Annotated in this window: 17 protein-coding genes and 1 other annotated feature; of the genes, 14 read left to right on the top strand and 3 right to left on the bottom strand. The window is 52.9% G+C overall.

All coding sequences use genetic code 11. The annotated features are described in order from the left end of the window. Positions 1–6 precede the first annotated feature (6 nt). Together ACMGG1_RS13200 and ACMGG1_RS13195 are read right to left on the bottom strand one after the other, a co-directional pair. On the bottom strand, positions 7–693 hold the full coding sequence (locus tag ACMGG1_RS13200) for a MarC family NAAT transporter (protein ID WP_020826577.1): 687 nt from the start codon (positions 691–693) through the stop codon (positions 7–9). Between the two features lie 124 nt (positions 694–817). Beyond that, positions 818–1039, bottom strand: coding sequence for a hypothetical protein (locus ACMGG1_RS13195; protein WP_020826578.1), 222 nt, complete (start codon positions 1037–1039; stop codon positions 818–820). Positions 1040–1286: 247 nt separating this feature from the next. Here ACMGG1_RS13195 and ACMGG1_RS13190 point away from each other — a divergent pair, with 247 nt between their 5' ends. The 10 genes from ACMGG1_RS13190 to ihfA all read left to right on the top strand — a co-directional run bounded on the left by ACMGG1_RS13190 (position 1287) and on the right by ihfA (position 10634). Beyond that, positions 1287–2327 (top strand): PspA/IM30 family protein, encoded by a 1041-nt coding sequence (locus ACMGG1_RS13190; protein WP_414160722.1) that lies wholly within the window; start codon positions 1287–1289, stop codon positions 2325–2327. 251 nt (positions 2328–2578) lie between these two features. Further along, a complete protein-coding gene (locus ACMGG1_RS13185; RefSeq protein WP_142815356.1) occupies positions 2579–3190 on the top strand; it encodes a hypothetical protein in 612 nt (203 codons plus the stop codon). Positions 3191–3413: 223 nt separating this feature from the next. Next, positions 3414–5342, top strand: a complete 1929-nt coding sequence (gene thrS / locus ACMGG1_RS13180; protein WP_414160721.1) for a threonine--tRNA ligase — start codon at positions 3414–3416, stop codon at positions 5340–5342. Positions 5343–5345: 3 nt separating this feature from the next. Next, entirely contained in the window at positions 5346–5897 is a 552-nt protein-coding gene (infC, locus tag ACMGG1_RS13175; RefSeq protein WP_013812633.1) for a translation initiation factor IF-3, read from the top strand. Positions 5898–5995: 98 nt separating this feature from the next. Continuing rightward, positions 5996–6193, top strand: a complete 198-nt coding sequence (rpmI, locus tag ACMGG1_RS13170) for a 50S ribosomal protein L35 (protein ID WP_004931418.1) — start codon at positions 5996–5998, stop codon at positions 6191–6193. 43 nt (positions 6194–6236) lie between these two features. Beyond that, on the top strand, positions 6237–6593 hold the full coding sequence (rplT, locus tag ACMGG1_RS13165; RefSeq protein WP_020826620.1) for a 50S ribosomal protein L20: 357 nt from the start codon (positions 6237–6239) through the stop codon (positions 6591–6593). Positions 6594–6706: 113 nt separating this feature from the next. Then, positions 6707–6829: a sequence feature (Phe leader region), on the top strand. Then, a complete protein-coding gene (gene pheM, locus ACMGG1_RS13160) occupies positions 6711–6755 on the top strand; it encodes a pheST operon leader peptide PheM (protein ID WP_121626058.1) in 45 nt (14 codons plus the stop codon). Its footprint overlaps the feature before it by 45 nt. 118 nt (positions 6830–6947) lie before the next feature. Continuing rightward, positions 6948–7931, top strand: a complete 984-nt coding sequence (gene pheS, locus ACMGG1_RS13155; protein ID WP_020826621.1) for a phenylalanine--tRNA ligase subunit alpha — start codon at positions 6948–6950, stop codon at positions 7929–7931. A gap of 14 nt (positions 7932–7945) precedes the next feature. Beyond that, positions 7946–10333, top strand: a complete 2388-nt coding sequence (pheT, locus tag ACMGG1_RS13150) for a phenylalanine--tRNA ligase subunit beta (RefSeq protein ID WP_201895330.1) — start codon at positions 7946–7948, stop codon at positions 10331–10333. A gap of 4 nt (positions 10334–10337) precedes the next feature. Further along, entirely contained in the window at positions 10338–10634 is a 297-nt protein-coding gene (gene ihfA, locus ACMGG1_RS13145) for an integration host factor subunit alpha (protein WP_004943604.1), read from the top strand. A gap of 216 nt (positions 10635–10850) precedes the next feature. Here ihfA and ACMGG1_RS13140 read toward each other — a convergent pair whose 3' ends face one another. After that, on the bottom strand, positions 10851–10982 hold the full coding sequence (locus ACMGG1_RS13140; protein ID WP_020826623.1) for a hypothetical protein: 132 nt from the start codon (positions 10980–10982) through the stop codon (positions 10851–10853). A 232-nt stretch (positions 10983–11214) separates the two neighbouring features. Here ACMGG1_RS13140 and ACMGG1_RS13135 point away from each other — a divergent pair, with 232 nt between their 5' ends. The 4 genes from ACMGG1_RS13135 (at position 11215) to btuD (ending at position 14184) form a co-directional block, all read left to right on the top strand. Then, entirely contained in the window at positions 11215–11634 is a 420-nt protein-coding gene (locus tag ACMGG1_RS13135) for a DUF2502 domain-containing protein (RefSeq protein WP_142815298.1), read from the top strand. 173 nt (positions 11635–11807) lie between these two features. Continuing rightward, positions 11808–12815, top strand: coding sequence for a vitamin B12 ABC transporter permease BtuC (gene btuC, locus ACMGG1_RS13130; RefSeq protein ID WP_261107639.1), 1008 nt, complete (start codon positions 11808–11810; stop codon positions 12813–12815). A 41-nt stretch (positions 12816–12856) separates the two neighbouring features. Next, positions 12857–13408 (top strand): glutathione peroxidase, encoded by a 552-nt coding sequence (locus ACMGG1_RS13125; protein ID WP_414160720.1) that lies wholly within the window; start codon positions 12857–12859, stop codon positions 13406–13408. Positions 13409–13428: 20 nt separating this feature from the next. Next, complete coding sequence (btuD, locus tag ACMGG1_RS13120; protein WP_414160719.1) at positions 13429–14184, top strand: vitamin B12 ABC transporter ATP-binding protein BtuD; 756 nt, start codon at positions 13429–13431, stop codon at positions 14182–14184. Positions 14185–14412: the final 228 nt, after the last annotated feature.

Below are 14412 nucleotides of genomic sequence, written 5' to 3'. Positions count from 1 at the left end.
TTATTGTCAGGCCGCAGGCACGTAGGTGGAGATGATTTCCAGCACGCCGTTGATAATAAACTGCACGCCCATACACACCAGCAAGAACCCCATCAGACGCGAAATGGCTTCGATGCCGCTTTTGCCCACCAGGCGCATAATGGCGCCGGAACTGCGCAGGCAAACCCACAGGATAAAGGCAACCGAGAAGAAAATCGCCACCGGGGCCACCAGCAGCACCCAATGGGCGAAACCCAGCGTATTTTCGTGAATGCTCGATGCGGAGCTGATGATCATGGCGATAGTCCCGGGGCCAGCGGTGCTTGGCATTGCCAGGGGGACAAAGGCGATATTGGCCGAGGTTTTCTTACGCAGTTCGTTTGACTTGGTTTCCACTTCTGGCGCGTCTTCTGCGCTTTGCTGCGGGAACAACATGCGGAAACCGATAAATGCCACAATCAACCCACCGGCAATACGCAGACCGGGAATGGAAATGCCGAAGGTGTTCATCACCACTTGGCCGGCGTAGAACGCCACCGTCATGATAAAGAACACATAAATGGATGCCATCAGCGACTGCTGATTGCGTTCTTCGCGCGTCATATTGCCCGACAGGCCAAGCAACAGCGCGACGGTGGTCAGCGGGTTGGCCAGTGGCAACAGCAGCACCAAACCCAGTCCGATGGCCTGGAATAACTGCAGAATACTTGTCATAAAGCGAACTCCCTGTTTTCAGTTAAAACACGACAGCGCAACCTGATCGCCTGCCATGAAATGCGAATTGCTTCCGCAATAAGTGACTTAAAATACAATGAATTAATAAAAGGTTCTCACACCGTTAACCTGGACTGCCAGGGGGGAGCAATTCAAGAACGGCGTCGGTATTAGCGTCATCGTCGTTCACGCAATCATTGGCAATCTCCGGTGTATCCTCACATTCCATCGGCGGTTCATTCACCGCGATGGCCCGTGGATGACGGTCTGCTCCCAGATGGAGCAGGACAAAAAGAGCCGTCAGCACCAGGCAGGCGCCAACGAGTAATTTCAATAACCGGTTCATGATGCGGGGTGCTTCTCAACTCTGCCGTTAATGGCATCAGGATAGCGGGAGCCAGAGATGTTCGCCATCGCTGATTTGCGCAATGTGCAGGGAGCAACACGCCGGCTAAACACGGACAAAGAGTACATGTATCATTAGTTAATTTTATATTTTTGATCATTAAGCCACCCCTTTTTTTATTGGATTCTATACTGATAGGGCTTTCGGGCAGTTTCACTTAATCGAAAAGCTTAAAAGGAGTTTTACTATGCAAGTGGCAAACGAATTGGCAACGGTTAAAAAAATATCGTGGGGCAGCGTAATTGGCGGGGTTATCACCGTTTTGGCGGTGTCGCTGCTGCTGTCTACTCTGGGGACCAGTCTGGGGTTTTCCATCGTCGATCCGACCTCTGACGATCCGGTCAACGGGGCCGGTACGACTGTGGTGGTTTGGTCTGCAATTTCGATCATCCTGAGCCTGGCTGCCGGTGCCTTTATTGCCGGTCGTCTGGCAGCGAATGATGGGTTAATCCACGGTTTCCTGGTTTGGGCCACCTCGCTGATTGTAGCGGCCGTGTTGGGCGCTTTGTTGGTGGGGTCTGCAGTCAAAGCTACCGGGAACGCGCTGGGGGCTATTGCCTCAACTTCCGGTAGCCTGCTTTCCGGTGCCGGGTCAGCCATTGGTAAAGGCGCTTCGGGTCTCGCGGATGCCGGCGGCAAAGTGTTTGATAAGTTGGGTATCGACACCAAGTTGGAACCCGAAAAGTTACAAGACAATGTCGTGGCGGCACTGAAAAAAAGCGATATCCCTTCATTGCAGCCGGAGTTTATGCAGCAACAGTTGGACGCGGCCAAGAGTGAAGTGGGGGACGCGGTAAAAGCGTTGGCGCTGCAGCCTGACAATAGCGATGCAATTATTCAGGATCTGGTTGCCAAATTGAAAAAACACGGTGAGGCCATTTCGCAGGACGTCGATGAGGATTCGCTCAAGAAAGCGCTGTCGGAGAATACCGATATGACACCGCAGGAAGTTGACCAGACCGTCAAAAATCTGGTGGATGCGAAAAACAAAACGGCGCAGTTGGTGAATCAGCGCTTGAACGACGTGGAAGTAAAAATTAATCAGGCTAAGCAGGAATATACAGAGCTGAAGCAAAAAGCGCGCGAGCAGGCAGCGGAAGCGGCTAAGGCCTTGTCTCATGCGGCCCTGTGGTCATTCTTCGCATTGCTGATTGGCGCAGTCATCAGCGCGTTGGCCGGCCTGTGGGGCGTTAAGACCCACAGCCGTATCGTGGTGGTGAGAGAATAACGGCGATAAGGAGTTAGCCGGGTCTTACTTGCGCGTCTCAGTATCGGGATGAGAGGCCCGGATCTTCACGACGGTGAAGTGACAGCCAGGAAAGACTGGCATCCTCCCTGGCAATTTGCCGGGGATTTTTGTTTTTTATGGCCCTTTAGTGGCAAATCAGACACGAAGTAAGCCTATTCCGCATCAATTGCTACGATCCCCTTGCGCAGGTGAATACCATAGTCGCGCTTTAAATAATAACGAGTATGACTATGAAACATGATCTGCAAATTTTACTGGGAAAAATAGGCTCTTTTCTGCTTTACAGCGCATTTTTGGCTGCGCTGATGGGCTTAATGTTCATTGATGTGCACTGGTTGCATAATTTTGTCTACGAAACCTCCTTAACCGAATCGGCGCAGGAAGTGATGCTGGCCGCCATCTCAGGCTTGTTCTTGGTGGCTGCACGCCGGCAAGTTGCCTACCGGCCCGCATGGGTGTTGGCGGGAGGTTTCTTCCTTTGCATGCTGATCCGCGAGATGGATTTTGCCTTCGATATGCTGTGGCACGGTTCCTGGTTGTGGTTCGCCTTGGCGGTGACGCTTGGATGCCTGTGGTATGCGTCACGCCACATTGAGGCCACGGTGCAGGGATTGGCGCATTTCGTGACGCATCCGAGCTACGGCATGATGTGCGCAGGCCTGCTGTGCATTCTGGTATTTTCACGCTTGTTCGGCATGAATTCTCTGTGGCAAATGCTGATGCTGGATGGTTATAACCGGGTGGTGAAGAACATGGTGGAAGAGGGCTGCGAGCTGTTGGGTTACGCCTTCTGCCTGATTGCCGCGTTGGGTTACCTGAAGGATCGCCGGGCTTCCCGTTAAAGCCGGGCCTGTGCCGCAGTTTATTTATCCGGAACAATTTTAGTGATACTATCCGCTTAGCCAATATGGCTGTGAAGGTATGCTTTCCATTCTGTGTACCAAGTTAGGTTTCAATCTGGCAATTGTGGGCGAGATCTGAAACCTGGCTGACTAAACCCAAACTCAATTTTCGTACTGCATGTGATCTGTCGTGTGGGTCACCACTGTAGATAAGGAATTATTAATGCCTGTTATTACTCTTCCTGACGGAAGTCAGCGTCATTTCGATCACCCTGTTTCCCCTTTGGATGTTGCCCGCGATATCGGCCCTGGCCTGGCGAAAGCCTGTATTGCCGGCCGTGTGAACGGTGAACTGGTTGATGCCGGCGATCTGATCGAATCAGACGCGCAGTTGGCTATCATCACCATCAAGGATGCCGAAGGCCTGGAAATCATGCGCCACTCCTGTGCGCACCTGTTGGGTCATGCCATCAAGCAGCTGTGGCCAGACACCAAAATGGCTATCGGCCCAGTGATCGACAACGGTTTCTATTATGACGTTGATATCGACCGTACCCTGACGCAGGAAGACCTGGATCTGCTGGAAAAGCGGATGCATGAGTTGGCCGACAAAGATTATGACGTCATCAAGAAGAAGGTTAGCTGGCAAGAAGCCCGTGACACCTTTGCCGCGCGTGGTGAAAACTACAAAGTGGCGATTCTGGATGAGAACATCAGCCATGACGACCGTCCTGGCCTGTATCACCACGAAGAATATGTCGACATGTGCCGCGGTCCGCACGTGCCGAACATGCGTTTCTGCCATCACTTCAAACTGCAGAAAACGTCTGGCGCCTACTGGCGTGGTGACAGCAAAAATAAAATGCTGCAGCGTATCTACGGCACCGCATGGGCAGACAAGAAACAGCTGAATGCCTATCTGCACCGTCTGGAGGAAGCCGCCAAGCGTGACCACCGCAAGATCGGCAAGCAGCTCGACCTGTACCATATGCAGGAAGAAGCGCCGGGTATGGTGTTCTGGCACAACGATGGCTGGACAATTTTCCGCGAGCTGGAAGCCTTTGTGCGCATGAAGCTCAAAGAGTACCAGTACCAGGAAGTGAAAGGGCCATTTATGATGGACCGTGTGCTGTGGGAAAAAACCGGCCACTGGGAAAACTATAAAGACGCCATGTTCACCACCTCGTCGGAAAACCGCGAGTATTGCATCAAGCCGATGAACTGCCCGGGTCACGTGCAGATCTTCAACCAGGGCCTGAAATCCTACCGTGATTTGCCGCTGCGTATGGGTGAGTTCGGCAGCTGCCATCGTAACGAGCCTTCGGGTTCTCTGCATGGCCTGATGCGCGTACGCGGGTTCACCCAGGATGACGCCCATATCTTCTGTACTGAAGAGCAGGTGCGTGCCGAGGTGAACGAATGTATCCGTATGGTCTATGATGTTTACGGTACCTTTGGCTTCGACAAGATTGCGGTAAAACTTTCTACTCGCCCTGAAAAGCGTATCGGGACTGACGATATGTGGACCCGTGCGGAAGAGGATCTGGCTGCGGCGCTGACTGAAAACGGGATTCCGTTTGAATATCAGCCGGGTGAGGGTGCCTTCTACGGACCAAAAATTGAATTTACTCTGCATGATTGTTTGGATCGTGCATGGCAATGTGGTACCGTGCAGCTCGATTTCTTCTTACCTGGCCGTTTAGGCGCATCGTATGTTGGCGAAAACAACGATCGCGTGGTCCCGGTAATGATTCACCGCGCTATTTTGGGCTCCATGGAGCGTTTCATCGGTATTCTTACCGAAGAGTACGCAGGGTTCTACCCAACCTGGATTGCTCCGGTGCAGGTGGTGGTGATGAATATCACCGACAGCCAGTCTGATTATGTCCAGCAATTGACCAAAAAACTGCAGGACGCAGGGATTCGCGTTAAAGCGGACTTGAGAAATGAGAAGATTGGCTTTAAAATTCGCGAACATACTTTACGACGGGTTCCTTACATGTTGGTCTGCGGTGATAAAGAGGTCGAATCAGGCAAAGTTGCCGTTCGTACCCGCCGTGGCAAAGACCTGGGAAGCCTGGACGTAAACGAAGTCGTAGACAAGCTGCAAAAAGAGATTCGCAGCCGTAGTCTTCATCAACTGGAGGAATAAAGTATTAAAGGCGGAAAACGAGTTCAACCGGCGCGTCCTAATCGCATTAACAGAGAAATTCGCGCGCAAGAAGTTCGCCTAACCGGCGTCGATGGCGAGCAGATTGGTATTGTCAGTCTGAATGAAGCTCTTGAAAAAGCTGAGGAAGCGGGCGTTGATTTAGTAGAAATCAGCCCAAATGCCGAACCGCCAGTTTGCCGAATCATGGATTACGGCAAATTCCTCTACGAGAAGAGCAAGTCGACAAAAGAACAGAAGAAGAAGCAAAAAGTTATTCAGGTCAAGGAAATCAAATTCCGTCCTGGTACCGATGATGGCGACTATCAGGTCAAACTACGCAACCTGATTCGCTTTCTGGAAGATGGCGATAAAGCCAAAATCACCCTGCGTTTCCGTGGGCGTGAGATGGCGCACCAACAGATCGGTATGGAAGTGCTTAACCGCGTCCGTAAAGACCTGTGTGAAGATTCTGATTTGGCCATTGTCGAATCCTTCCCTACGAGGATCGAAGGCCGTCAGATGATCATGGTGCTCGCACCGAAGAAGAGACAGTAAGGCTTCCAAGTAATCGAACCCGCGCAGCGCTTGCGTTGTGTGGGTTTTATTCGCCTCACTGATTCGTTGTTTAACAATGCGAAGTGGATTTAATTAAAATGCCAAAGATTAAAACTGTACGTGGTGCAGCCAAACGCTTCAAAAAAACCGGCAGCGGTGGTTTTAAGCGTAAACATGCTAACCTGCGTCATATTCTGACCAAAAAAGCAACCAAGCGTAAACGTCACCTGCGTCCGAAAGGCATGGTGTCTAAAAACGATCTGGTCCTGGTTACCGCGTGCCTGCCGTACGCTTAAGCCATTTTTTTTGAATCTAGAATAAGACTTTAGGAGAGAGCATATGGCTCGCGTAAAACGTGGTGTAATTGCACGCGCACGTCACAAGAAAATTTTAAAACAAGCGAAAGGTTACTACGGTGCCCGTTCGCGCGTTTATCGTGTTGCCTTCCAGGCAGTAATCAAAGCAGGTCAGTACGCTTACCGTGACCGTCGTCAACGTAAGCGTCAGTTCCGTCAGCTGTGGATTGCACGTATCAACGCAGCTGCACGTCAGAACGACATGTCTTACAGCAAATTCATTAACGGCTTGAAAAAAGCTTCTATTGAAATTGACCGTAAGATCTTGGCTGACATCGCGGTCTTCGACAAAGTGGCATTCTCTGCACTGGTTGAGAAAGCGAAAGCAGCACTGGCGTAAGTCAGTTGAAGAGGGAGCTTGCTCCCTCTTTTAATCTTTAGCTTTCAGAGACAATATTGACTTTTATTGCCCGCCGCTTTATCACTGGTGGACAATCATCGACAAGGTAACGTAATCATGCACGCTGCTATTTTTCGTTTCTTCTTTTACTTTAGCGCCTGATCTCAGGAGGCTTTGCGCGTAAGAAAAGAAACGAAAAGTAGCGCCTAAGCCTCCCCTGTGGAGGCTTTTTTGTTTTTGGCCGTCTTCTGAGCCGGGTTAAAGCGTTAAATGCTTTGAAGATGTGCTAAAGGCGTGTTCGAATAATAGATAACAATTACTTAGAGCCATATCGGCCAGAGGAAGAGGAAAGCAATGCCACATCTCGCAGAGCTGGTTGCCAATGCCAAGGCAGCCGTAGAAGATGCCCAGGATGTTGCCGCGTTGGATTTGGTGCGCGTCGAATATTTAGGCAAGAAAGGCCATTTTACCTTGCAGATGCAATCGCTGCGTGACGTGCCGGCAGAAGATCGCCCGGCAGCAGGCGCGGTAATCAACCAGGCAAAACAGGCAGTGCAGGATGCGCTGAACGCGCGTAAAAATACGCTGGAATCGGCTGCGCTGAACGAGCGACTGGCAGCAGAAACCATCGACGTTTCCCTGCCGGGCCGTCGTATGGAAAACGGTGGGCTGCATCCGGTCACCCGTACCATCGACCGTATCGAAGCTTTCTTCGGCGAACTGGGTTTCTCCGTTGAGACCGGACCTGAGATTGAAGACGACTATCATAACTTCGACGCGTTGAACATTCCGGGTCACCACCCGGCGCGTGCCGATCACGATACCTTCTGGTTCGACGCCACGCGCTTGCTGCGCACCCAAACTTCCGGCGTGCAAATCCGCACCATGAAGAACCAGCAGCCGCCAATCCGCATTATTGCGCCGGGCCGCGTTTATCGTAATGACTACGACCAAACGCACACCCCGATGTTCCATCAGATGGAAGGGCTGATTGTCGATAAAGACATCAGCTTCACCAATCTGAAGGGCACACTGCATGATTTCCTGAACAACTTCTTTGAAGAAGATTTGCAGGTTCGTTTCCGTCCGTCTTACTTCCCGTTTACCGAACCTTCTGCTGAGGTGGATGTGATGGGTAAAAACGGCAAGTGGCTGGAAGTTCTGGGTTGCGGCATGGTGCACCCGAACGTTCTGCGCAATGTGGGCATCGATCCGGAAATCTATTCCGGCTTCGCTTTCGGTATGGGTATGGAGCGTCTGACGATGCTGCGTTACGGCGTCACCGACCTGCGTGCGTTCTTCGAAAACGATCTGCGTTTCCTCAAACAGTTTAAGTAAGGCGGGAATATCACATGAAATTCAGTGAACTCTGGTTGCGCGAGTGGGTAAACCCGGCCATCAGCAGCGAAGCATTATCCGATCAAATTACCATGGCCGGTCTGGAAGTAGACGGCGTGGAGCCGGTTGCCGGCGCCTTTAACGGCGTGGTAGTAGGCCATGTGGTTGAGTGCGGTCAGCACCCGAACGCAGACAAATTGCGCGTGACCAAGGTCAACGTGGGTGGCGATCGCCTGCTGGACATCGTCTGTGGCGCACCAAATTGCCGTACCGGCCTGAAGGTGGCGGTTGCCACCGTAGGCGCAGTACTGCCGGGTGACTTCAAGATCAAAGCCGCCAAACTGCGCGGCGAGCCTTCCGAAGGCATGCTGTGTTCGTTCTCCGAGCTGGGCATTACCGACGATCACGACGGTATCATTGAGCTGCCGGAAGACGCGCCGATTGGCACCGATATCCGTGAATACCTGTCGCTTGACGACAACACCATCGAAATCAGCGTAACGCCAAACCGTGCCGACTGCCTGGGCATTATCGGTGTAGCGCGTGACGTTGGGGTGCTGAACCAGGTTGCCCTGACCGAGCCGGATATGAGCCCGGTAGCCGCCACTATTGCGGATACGCTGCCAATTCGCGTTGACGCGCCGCAGGCGTGCCCGCGTTACCTGGGCCGCGTAGTAAAAGGCATCGATGTCAAAGCGGCAAGCCCGCTGTGGATGCGCGAGAAGCTGCGTCGTTGCGGCATCCGCTCCATTGATGCGGTGGTTGACGTGACCAACTACGTACTGTTGGAACTGGGTCAGCCAATGCACGCCTTCGATCTGAGCCGTATTGAAGGCGGTATCGTGGTGCGTATGGCGAGCGAAGGCGAAACCCTGACGCTGCTGGACGGCAACGAAGCCAAACTGAATGCCGATACCTTAGTGATCGCCGATCACCAGAAAGCGCTGGCCATGGGCGGCATCTTCGGTGGTGAACACTCCGGCGTGAATGAAACTACTCAGGACGTACTGCTGGAATGCGCGTTCTTCAGCCCGCTGTCCATTACCGGTCGTGCACGCCGTAATGGTTTGCACACTGACGCTTCACATCGCTACGAGCGTGGCGTTGATCCTGCATTGCAGTACAAAGCGATGGAGCGTGCGACCCGCCTGCTGATTGATATCTGTGGCGGCCAGGCTGGCCCGGTCATCGATGTGACAGCTGAAGCCGAATTGCCGAAGCGTGCCACCATCACCCTGCGTCGCGAAAAGCTGGACCGTCTGATCGGCCACGTGGTACCGAGCGAGCAGGTGAGCGATATTCTGCGTCGTTTGGGTTGCCAGGTGACCGAGCAAGGCGACAACTGGCTGGCGGTCGCGCCGAGCTGGCGTTTCGATATGGAAATCGAAGAGGACCTGGTAGAAGAAGTCGCACGCGTTTACGGCTACAACAATATTCCTGACGTGCCGGTACGTGCTGACCTGATCATGACCAAGCATCGCGAAGCGGATCTAACGCTCAAGCGTGTGAAAACCATGCTGGTCGATCACGGCTTCCAGGAAGCGATCACTTACAGCTTCGTCGATCCTAAGGTTCAGGCCTTGCTGCACCCGGGCGAAGAAATGCTGATCCTGCCAAGCCCAATCTCGGTAGAGATGTCCGCTATGCGCCTGTCGCTGTGGACCGGCTTGCTGTCTGCGGTGGTGTATAACCAGAATCGTCAGCAGACTCGTCTGCGCCTGTTTGAAAGCGGCCTGCGCTTTGTGCCTGATACTGCGGCAAATCTGGGTATCCGTCAGGATGTCATGCTGGCAGGGGTGATTGCCGGCCATACGCATGAAGAACATTGGGATCTGGCGCGTAAGCCGGTCGACTTCTATGATTTGAAAGGGGATCTGGAGTCTGTCCTGGAGCTGACCGGTAAATTATCCGAAATTCAGTTCAAGGCAGAGACCAATCCAGCCCTGCATCCAGGGCAAAGCGCCGCTATTTATTTCCAGGGCGAACGTGTCGGTTTCATCGGTGTGGTTCATCCGGAACTTGAACGTAAACTGGATCTTAACGGCCGTACCGTGGTGTTTGAACTGGAGTGGAACAAGGTCGCAACCCGCGCCGTGCCTCAGGCGCGGGAGATTTCTCGCTTCCCGGCAAACCGTCGAGATATCGCCGTTGTGGTGGCTGAAAACGTCCCCGCAGAAGATATTTTGGCAGAGTGTAAGAAAGTTGGCGCAAATCAGGTAGTTGGCGTAAACTTGTTTGATGTGTACCGTGGCAAGGGCGTGGCAGAGGGTTATAAGAGCCTGGCTATCAGTCTGGTATTGCAGGATACCGCTCGTACACTGGAAGAAGAGGAGATAGCCGTTACCGTTGCAAAATGTGTAGAGGCTCTAAAACAGCGATTCCAAGCATCCTTGAGGGATTGAACCTATGGCGCTTACTAAAGCTGAAATGTCAGAACACCTGTTTGAAAAGCTTGGGCTTAGCAAACGGGATGCCAAAGACCTGGTAGAACTGTTTTTCGAAGAGGTACGTCGTGCTCTTGAGAACGGTGAGCAGGTGAAACTGTCAGGTTTTGGCAATTTTGATTTGCGTGACAAGAACCAACGTCCGGGGCGTAACCCGAAGACCGGCGAGGACATTCCGATTACGGCGCGCCGCGTGGTCACTTTCCGTCCAGGGCAAAAACTGAAAAGTCGGGTAGAGAACGCAAGCCCGAAAGAGTAAGTTGCGTGAAACCAAAAAAGGCCGCTTTTGCGGCCTTTTTCTTTTTTTGAAGAAAAATTCGGTTTATTCCTAAATTATGGCCGTAAGAGCCTATGCGATTAAATAAAGTAGGTTGGTGTTTAATTTTAAGACATCCAGATTTTTGCGGATTTTTCTTATGGATATTAATTTTCTTGCTTTACCTGAAATAAAACCAGGAGCCTCGGCTCCTGGTTTTTAATAATGGTTGTAATAGTGGCCCGGGCCACCACCGCCACGATGACCGCCTCCGTGGGGGCCGAAGCAGCAGGCGCTGAGCGCGGTGGTCAGCACGGCGACCGTGAACAACATTCCAATGCGTTTAATCATAATAATATCTCTTTGATAAGTGTCAGCGTCATTATAAATAGCGGCATGGCATCCGGTATGTCAGCTATTCGTTAAACGTTGTTAGCAGCTGTTTTATTTAATCTGAAAAATGAGAGTGTATGGATTATGTAAGCGAGGTGAAAACGATCTGAAAATAGGCATTGCGGCGATAGGCGTAAAATAATCGCGCTGATATAACCAGCTCAGCAAAAAATAAAGTGAGAGTGCCAAAATGAAAAAGATCCTGTTGCTGTTGTGTTTACCGCTGTTGCTGCCGCTCGTTGCCCAGGCAGATGTCTCCATTGATATCAACGTGCCGGGCGTCTCGGTCCATCTGGGGGATCAGGATCGGCGAGGTTACTACTGGGACGGCTATGACTGGCGTCCGCCACAGTGGTGGCATGCCCATCAGGGACGCGGCGTGGGTGAGCGTAATAGCCGTGGTCTGTACTGGGACGGTGGTCGCTGGCAACCCTCACCGCCGCGCGGCAACGATCACCGGAGTCCAGAGCGGGGCGGCAATCCGTTCCACGGTGAACGCGATAACCGTAACGATGGCAACCGTCATGATAATGACCACGGTAAGGGCCGCGGCAACGACAATGACCACGGTAAACCCTACCCACAAAACGGAAATGATCCGCGACGCTAATTGAGTGTACGACGTCTGGTGTTGCCCCTCAGTGGAGGGGGGCAGCATCAGCCGTTGTTTTCCTGCCATAATCCTTAAGCAAGGCTTTCCCTTCTGGCGCTAACCCCCTAATATTTGACCCAGACGTCAATTATTCGACCGCCGCTCGCGGCCCGCAGGGAATCGCCACACCTATGCCAACCAGCCAGACCTTTACTTTATTACTGTACAAACAGCGTCATCGCGATAAACGCCATTTATGGCTGTTGGCGCTGGGCGTTGCCGTGGCTTTTGTTTTTAGCCTCAGCGCGGGTGATGTCTGGCTTTGGCCCTCACAGTGGTCAAGTGATGCGGCGCAACTGTTTGTCTGGCAATTACGCCTGCCGCGTGCGCTAGCGGTGATGTTGGTCGGAGCCAGCCTGGCCATTGCCGGTGCGGTAATGCAGGCCTTGTTTGAGAACCCGTTGGCGGAGCCTGGCTTATTGGGAGTGGCTAACGGTGCCGGGGTTGCACTGGTGCTAATGGTATTACTGGGCAACGGCCTGCTGCCGGTGGCGTTTATGAGCCTGAGCGCCATTGCGGGTGCGTTAATCATGACCTTTATGCTGCTGAGCTTTGCTCGTCGCAAGCGTCTGACCAACGCGCGATTATTGTTGGTCGGCGTTGCCTTGGGCATTGTGTGCAGTGCAGTGATGACCTGGGCAGTGTACTTCAGTTCCAGCCTGGATCTGCGCCAGCTAATGTACTGGATGATGGGCGGCTTTGGCGGCGTAGACTGGCGCCAAAAATGGCTGGTGCTGGCCCTGGTGCCGGTGGTGCTGTGGCTATGTTGCCAGGGCAAGGCGCTGAACTTTATGGCGCTGGGCGAGGTACAGGCCCGCCAGCTCGGGCTTTCACTGCATTTGTGGCGCAATCTGCTGGTGCTGGCAATCGGCTGGCTGGTAGGCGTTAGTGTGGCGTTGGCGGGGGTGATCGGATTTGTCGGGCTGGTGATACCGCATATGCTGCGCCTTAGCGGTTTGACCAATCAGCGTTATTTACTGCCGGGTTGCGCACTGGCCGGTGCCGGCGTCTTGCTGGCGGCCGACGTGGTGGCGCGTATTACGCTGCTGTCGGCTGAATTGCCCATCGGGGTGGTGACAGCCACCCTGGGGGCACCTCTGTTTATCTGGTTGCTCACTCGGGTAAAAAGCGTAAGGTAGTTTCTCTGTTCACCTGCAAGTAAAACAAGAGGATAAGCTCCATGACTCAAGCTATTTATGACATTCCGCTGAACACCATCGAAAATCAATCTACCACGCTGGCACAATATAAAGGCCGTGTGTTGCTGGTGGTGAATGTGGCGTCGGAATGCGGCCTGACCAAGCAATATGAAGGGCTGGAAGCCCTGTACGAAACCTACCGGGATCAAGGTTTTGAGGTGCTGGGATTCCCCTCCAACGAATTTCTGGGGCAGGAGCCGGGCAGCAACGAAGAGATCCTGGCGTTTTGCCGGGGTACCTTTGGCGTTCAGTTCCCGATGTTTGCCAAACTGGAAGTGAACGGCGAAAACCGCCATCCATTGTATCAGGCGTTGACCGCGGCCAAACCGCACGCCGTTGCGCCACAGGGCAGTGAGTTCCTGGCGCGTATGAGCAGCAAGGGGCGGGCACCAAAGCAAACTGGCGATATCCTGTGGAACTTCGAGAAATTCCTGATTGGCCGCGATGGCAAGGTCATCGAACGCTTTTCCCCGGATACGACGCCGGAAGCTCCTGTGTTGCTGGCCGCCGTCAAACAGGCGCTTGCCGACTAAAGAAGGAGCGGTAATACATCATGCTGCAACTCAGGCAGGTTGGGGTAGAAGGGGGCTTGGCCCCGTTTTCAGCACAGGTTGATGCTGGGTTGCAGTTTCACCTTATTGGCCCGAATGGTGCCGGTAAAAGCACGCTGTTGGCCTGCCTGGCGGGTATCTTGCCCGGTATCGGGGAGATCCTGCTGGACGGTCATCCGCTGAAAAGTTTTCAGGGCAATGAGCTGGCACTGCGTCGTGGTTATTTAAGCCAACAGCAGCCCCCGGTGGCGTTGATGCCGGTATTCCAGTATCTGGCATTGCATCAACCGGCGGGAGCTTCGGAAGAGGCGCTGGAAAGTACCATTCTTTATCTGTGCCAGCGTTTAAAGCTGATGGACAAGCTGCCGCGCATGTTGACTCAGCTATCCGGCGGGGAATGGCAGCGAGTACGTCTGGCCGCGGTGCTGCTGCAAGTCTGGCCGACGGTTAACCCGTACAGCCAATTGCTGCTGTTGGATGAACCGACCAACAGCCTGGACGTGGCGCAGAAGGTGGCATTGGACCGACTATTAAGAGAGTTTTGCCAGAGTGGGCGCAGTGCCTTGGTTTGCGCGCACGATCTCAACCACACCTTACAGCAGGCCGATCGGGTCTGGCTGCTGCATGCGGGGCGTTTAGTTGCTCAGGGCAGCACGCGGGAGGTGATGGAGCCGGTTCTGCTGTCACAAATTTATGACGTCGATTTTCATTTGCAGGCAGTGGGCGATCAACGCTGGATTATGACCAAAACCGCCTAGTGCGTTAGCGTATTGAAAATGCGGCCTAAACGAAAATTAAACGGACTCGATATAAATAGCCGAGTAAGCATCGGCTTTATTTCACTCTTCGCTAAAAATCACCTCATAAATCTTGAAAACCGTCGCTGACGTGCTACGCTGATTTAGTTCGAATAAAATAAGTAAATAATTATTAATAACTATAACTAATTGATTTTTAAATCAATATAAAATGATGATGATGGCCCT

It is taken from the genome of Serratia sp. BNK-12 (assembly GCF_047456085.1).
GTDB classification, from domain to species: Bacteria; Pseudomonadota; Gammaproteobacteria; order Enterobacterales; family Enterobacteriaceae; genus Serratia; species Serratia liquefaciens.
The sequence above is the reverse complement of the archived record's forward strand: the minus strand, read 5'-3'. Positions and strand labels throughout refer to the sequence as shown.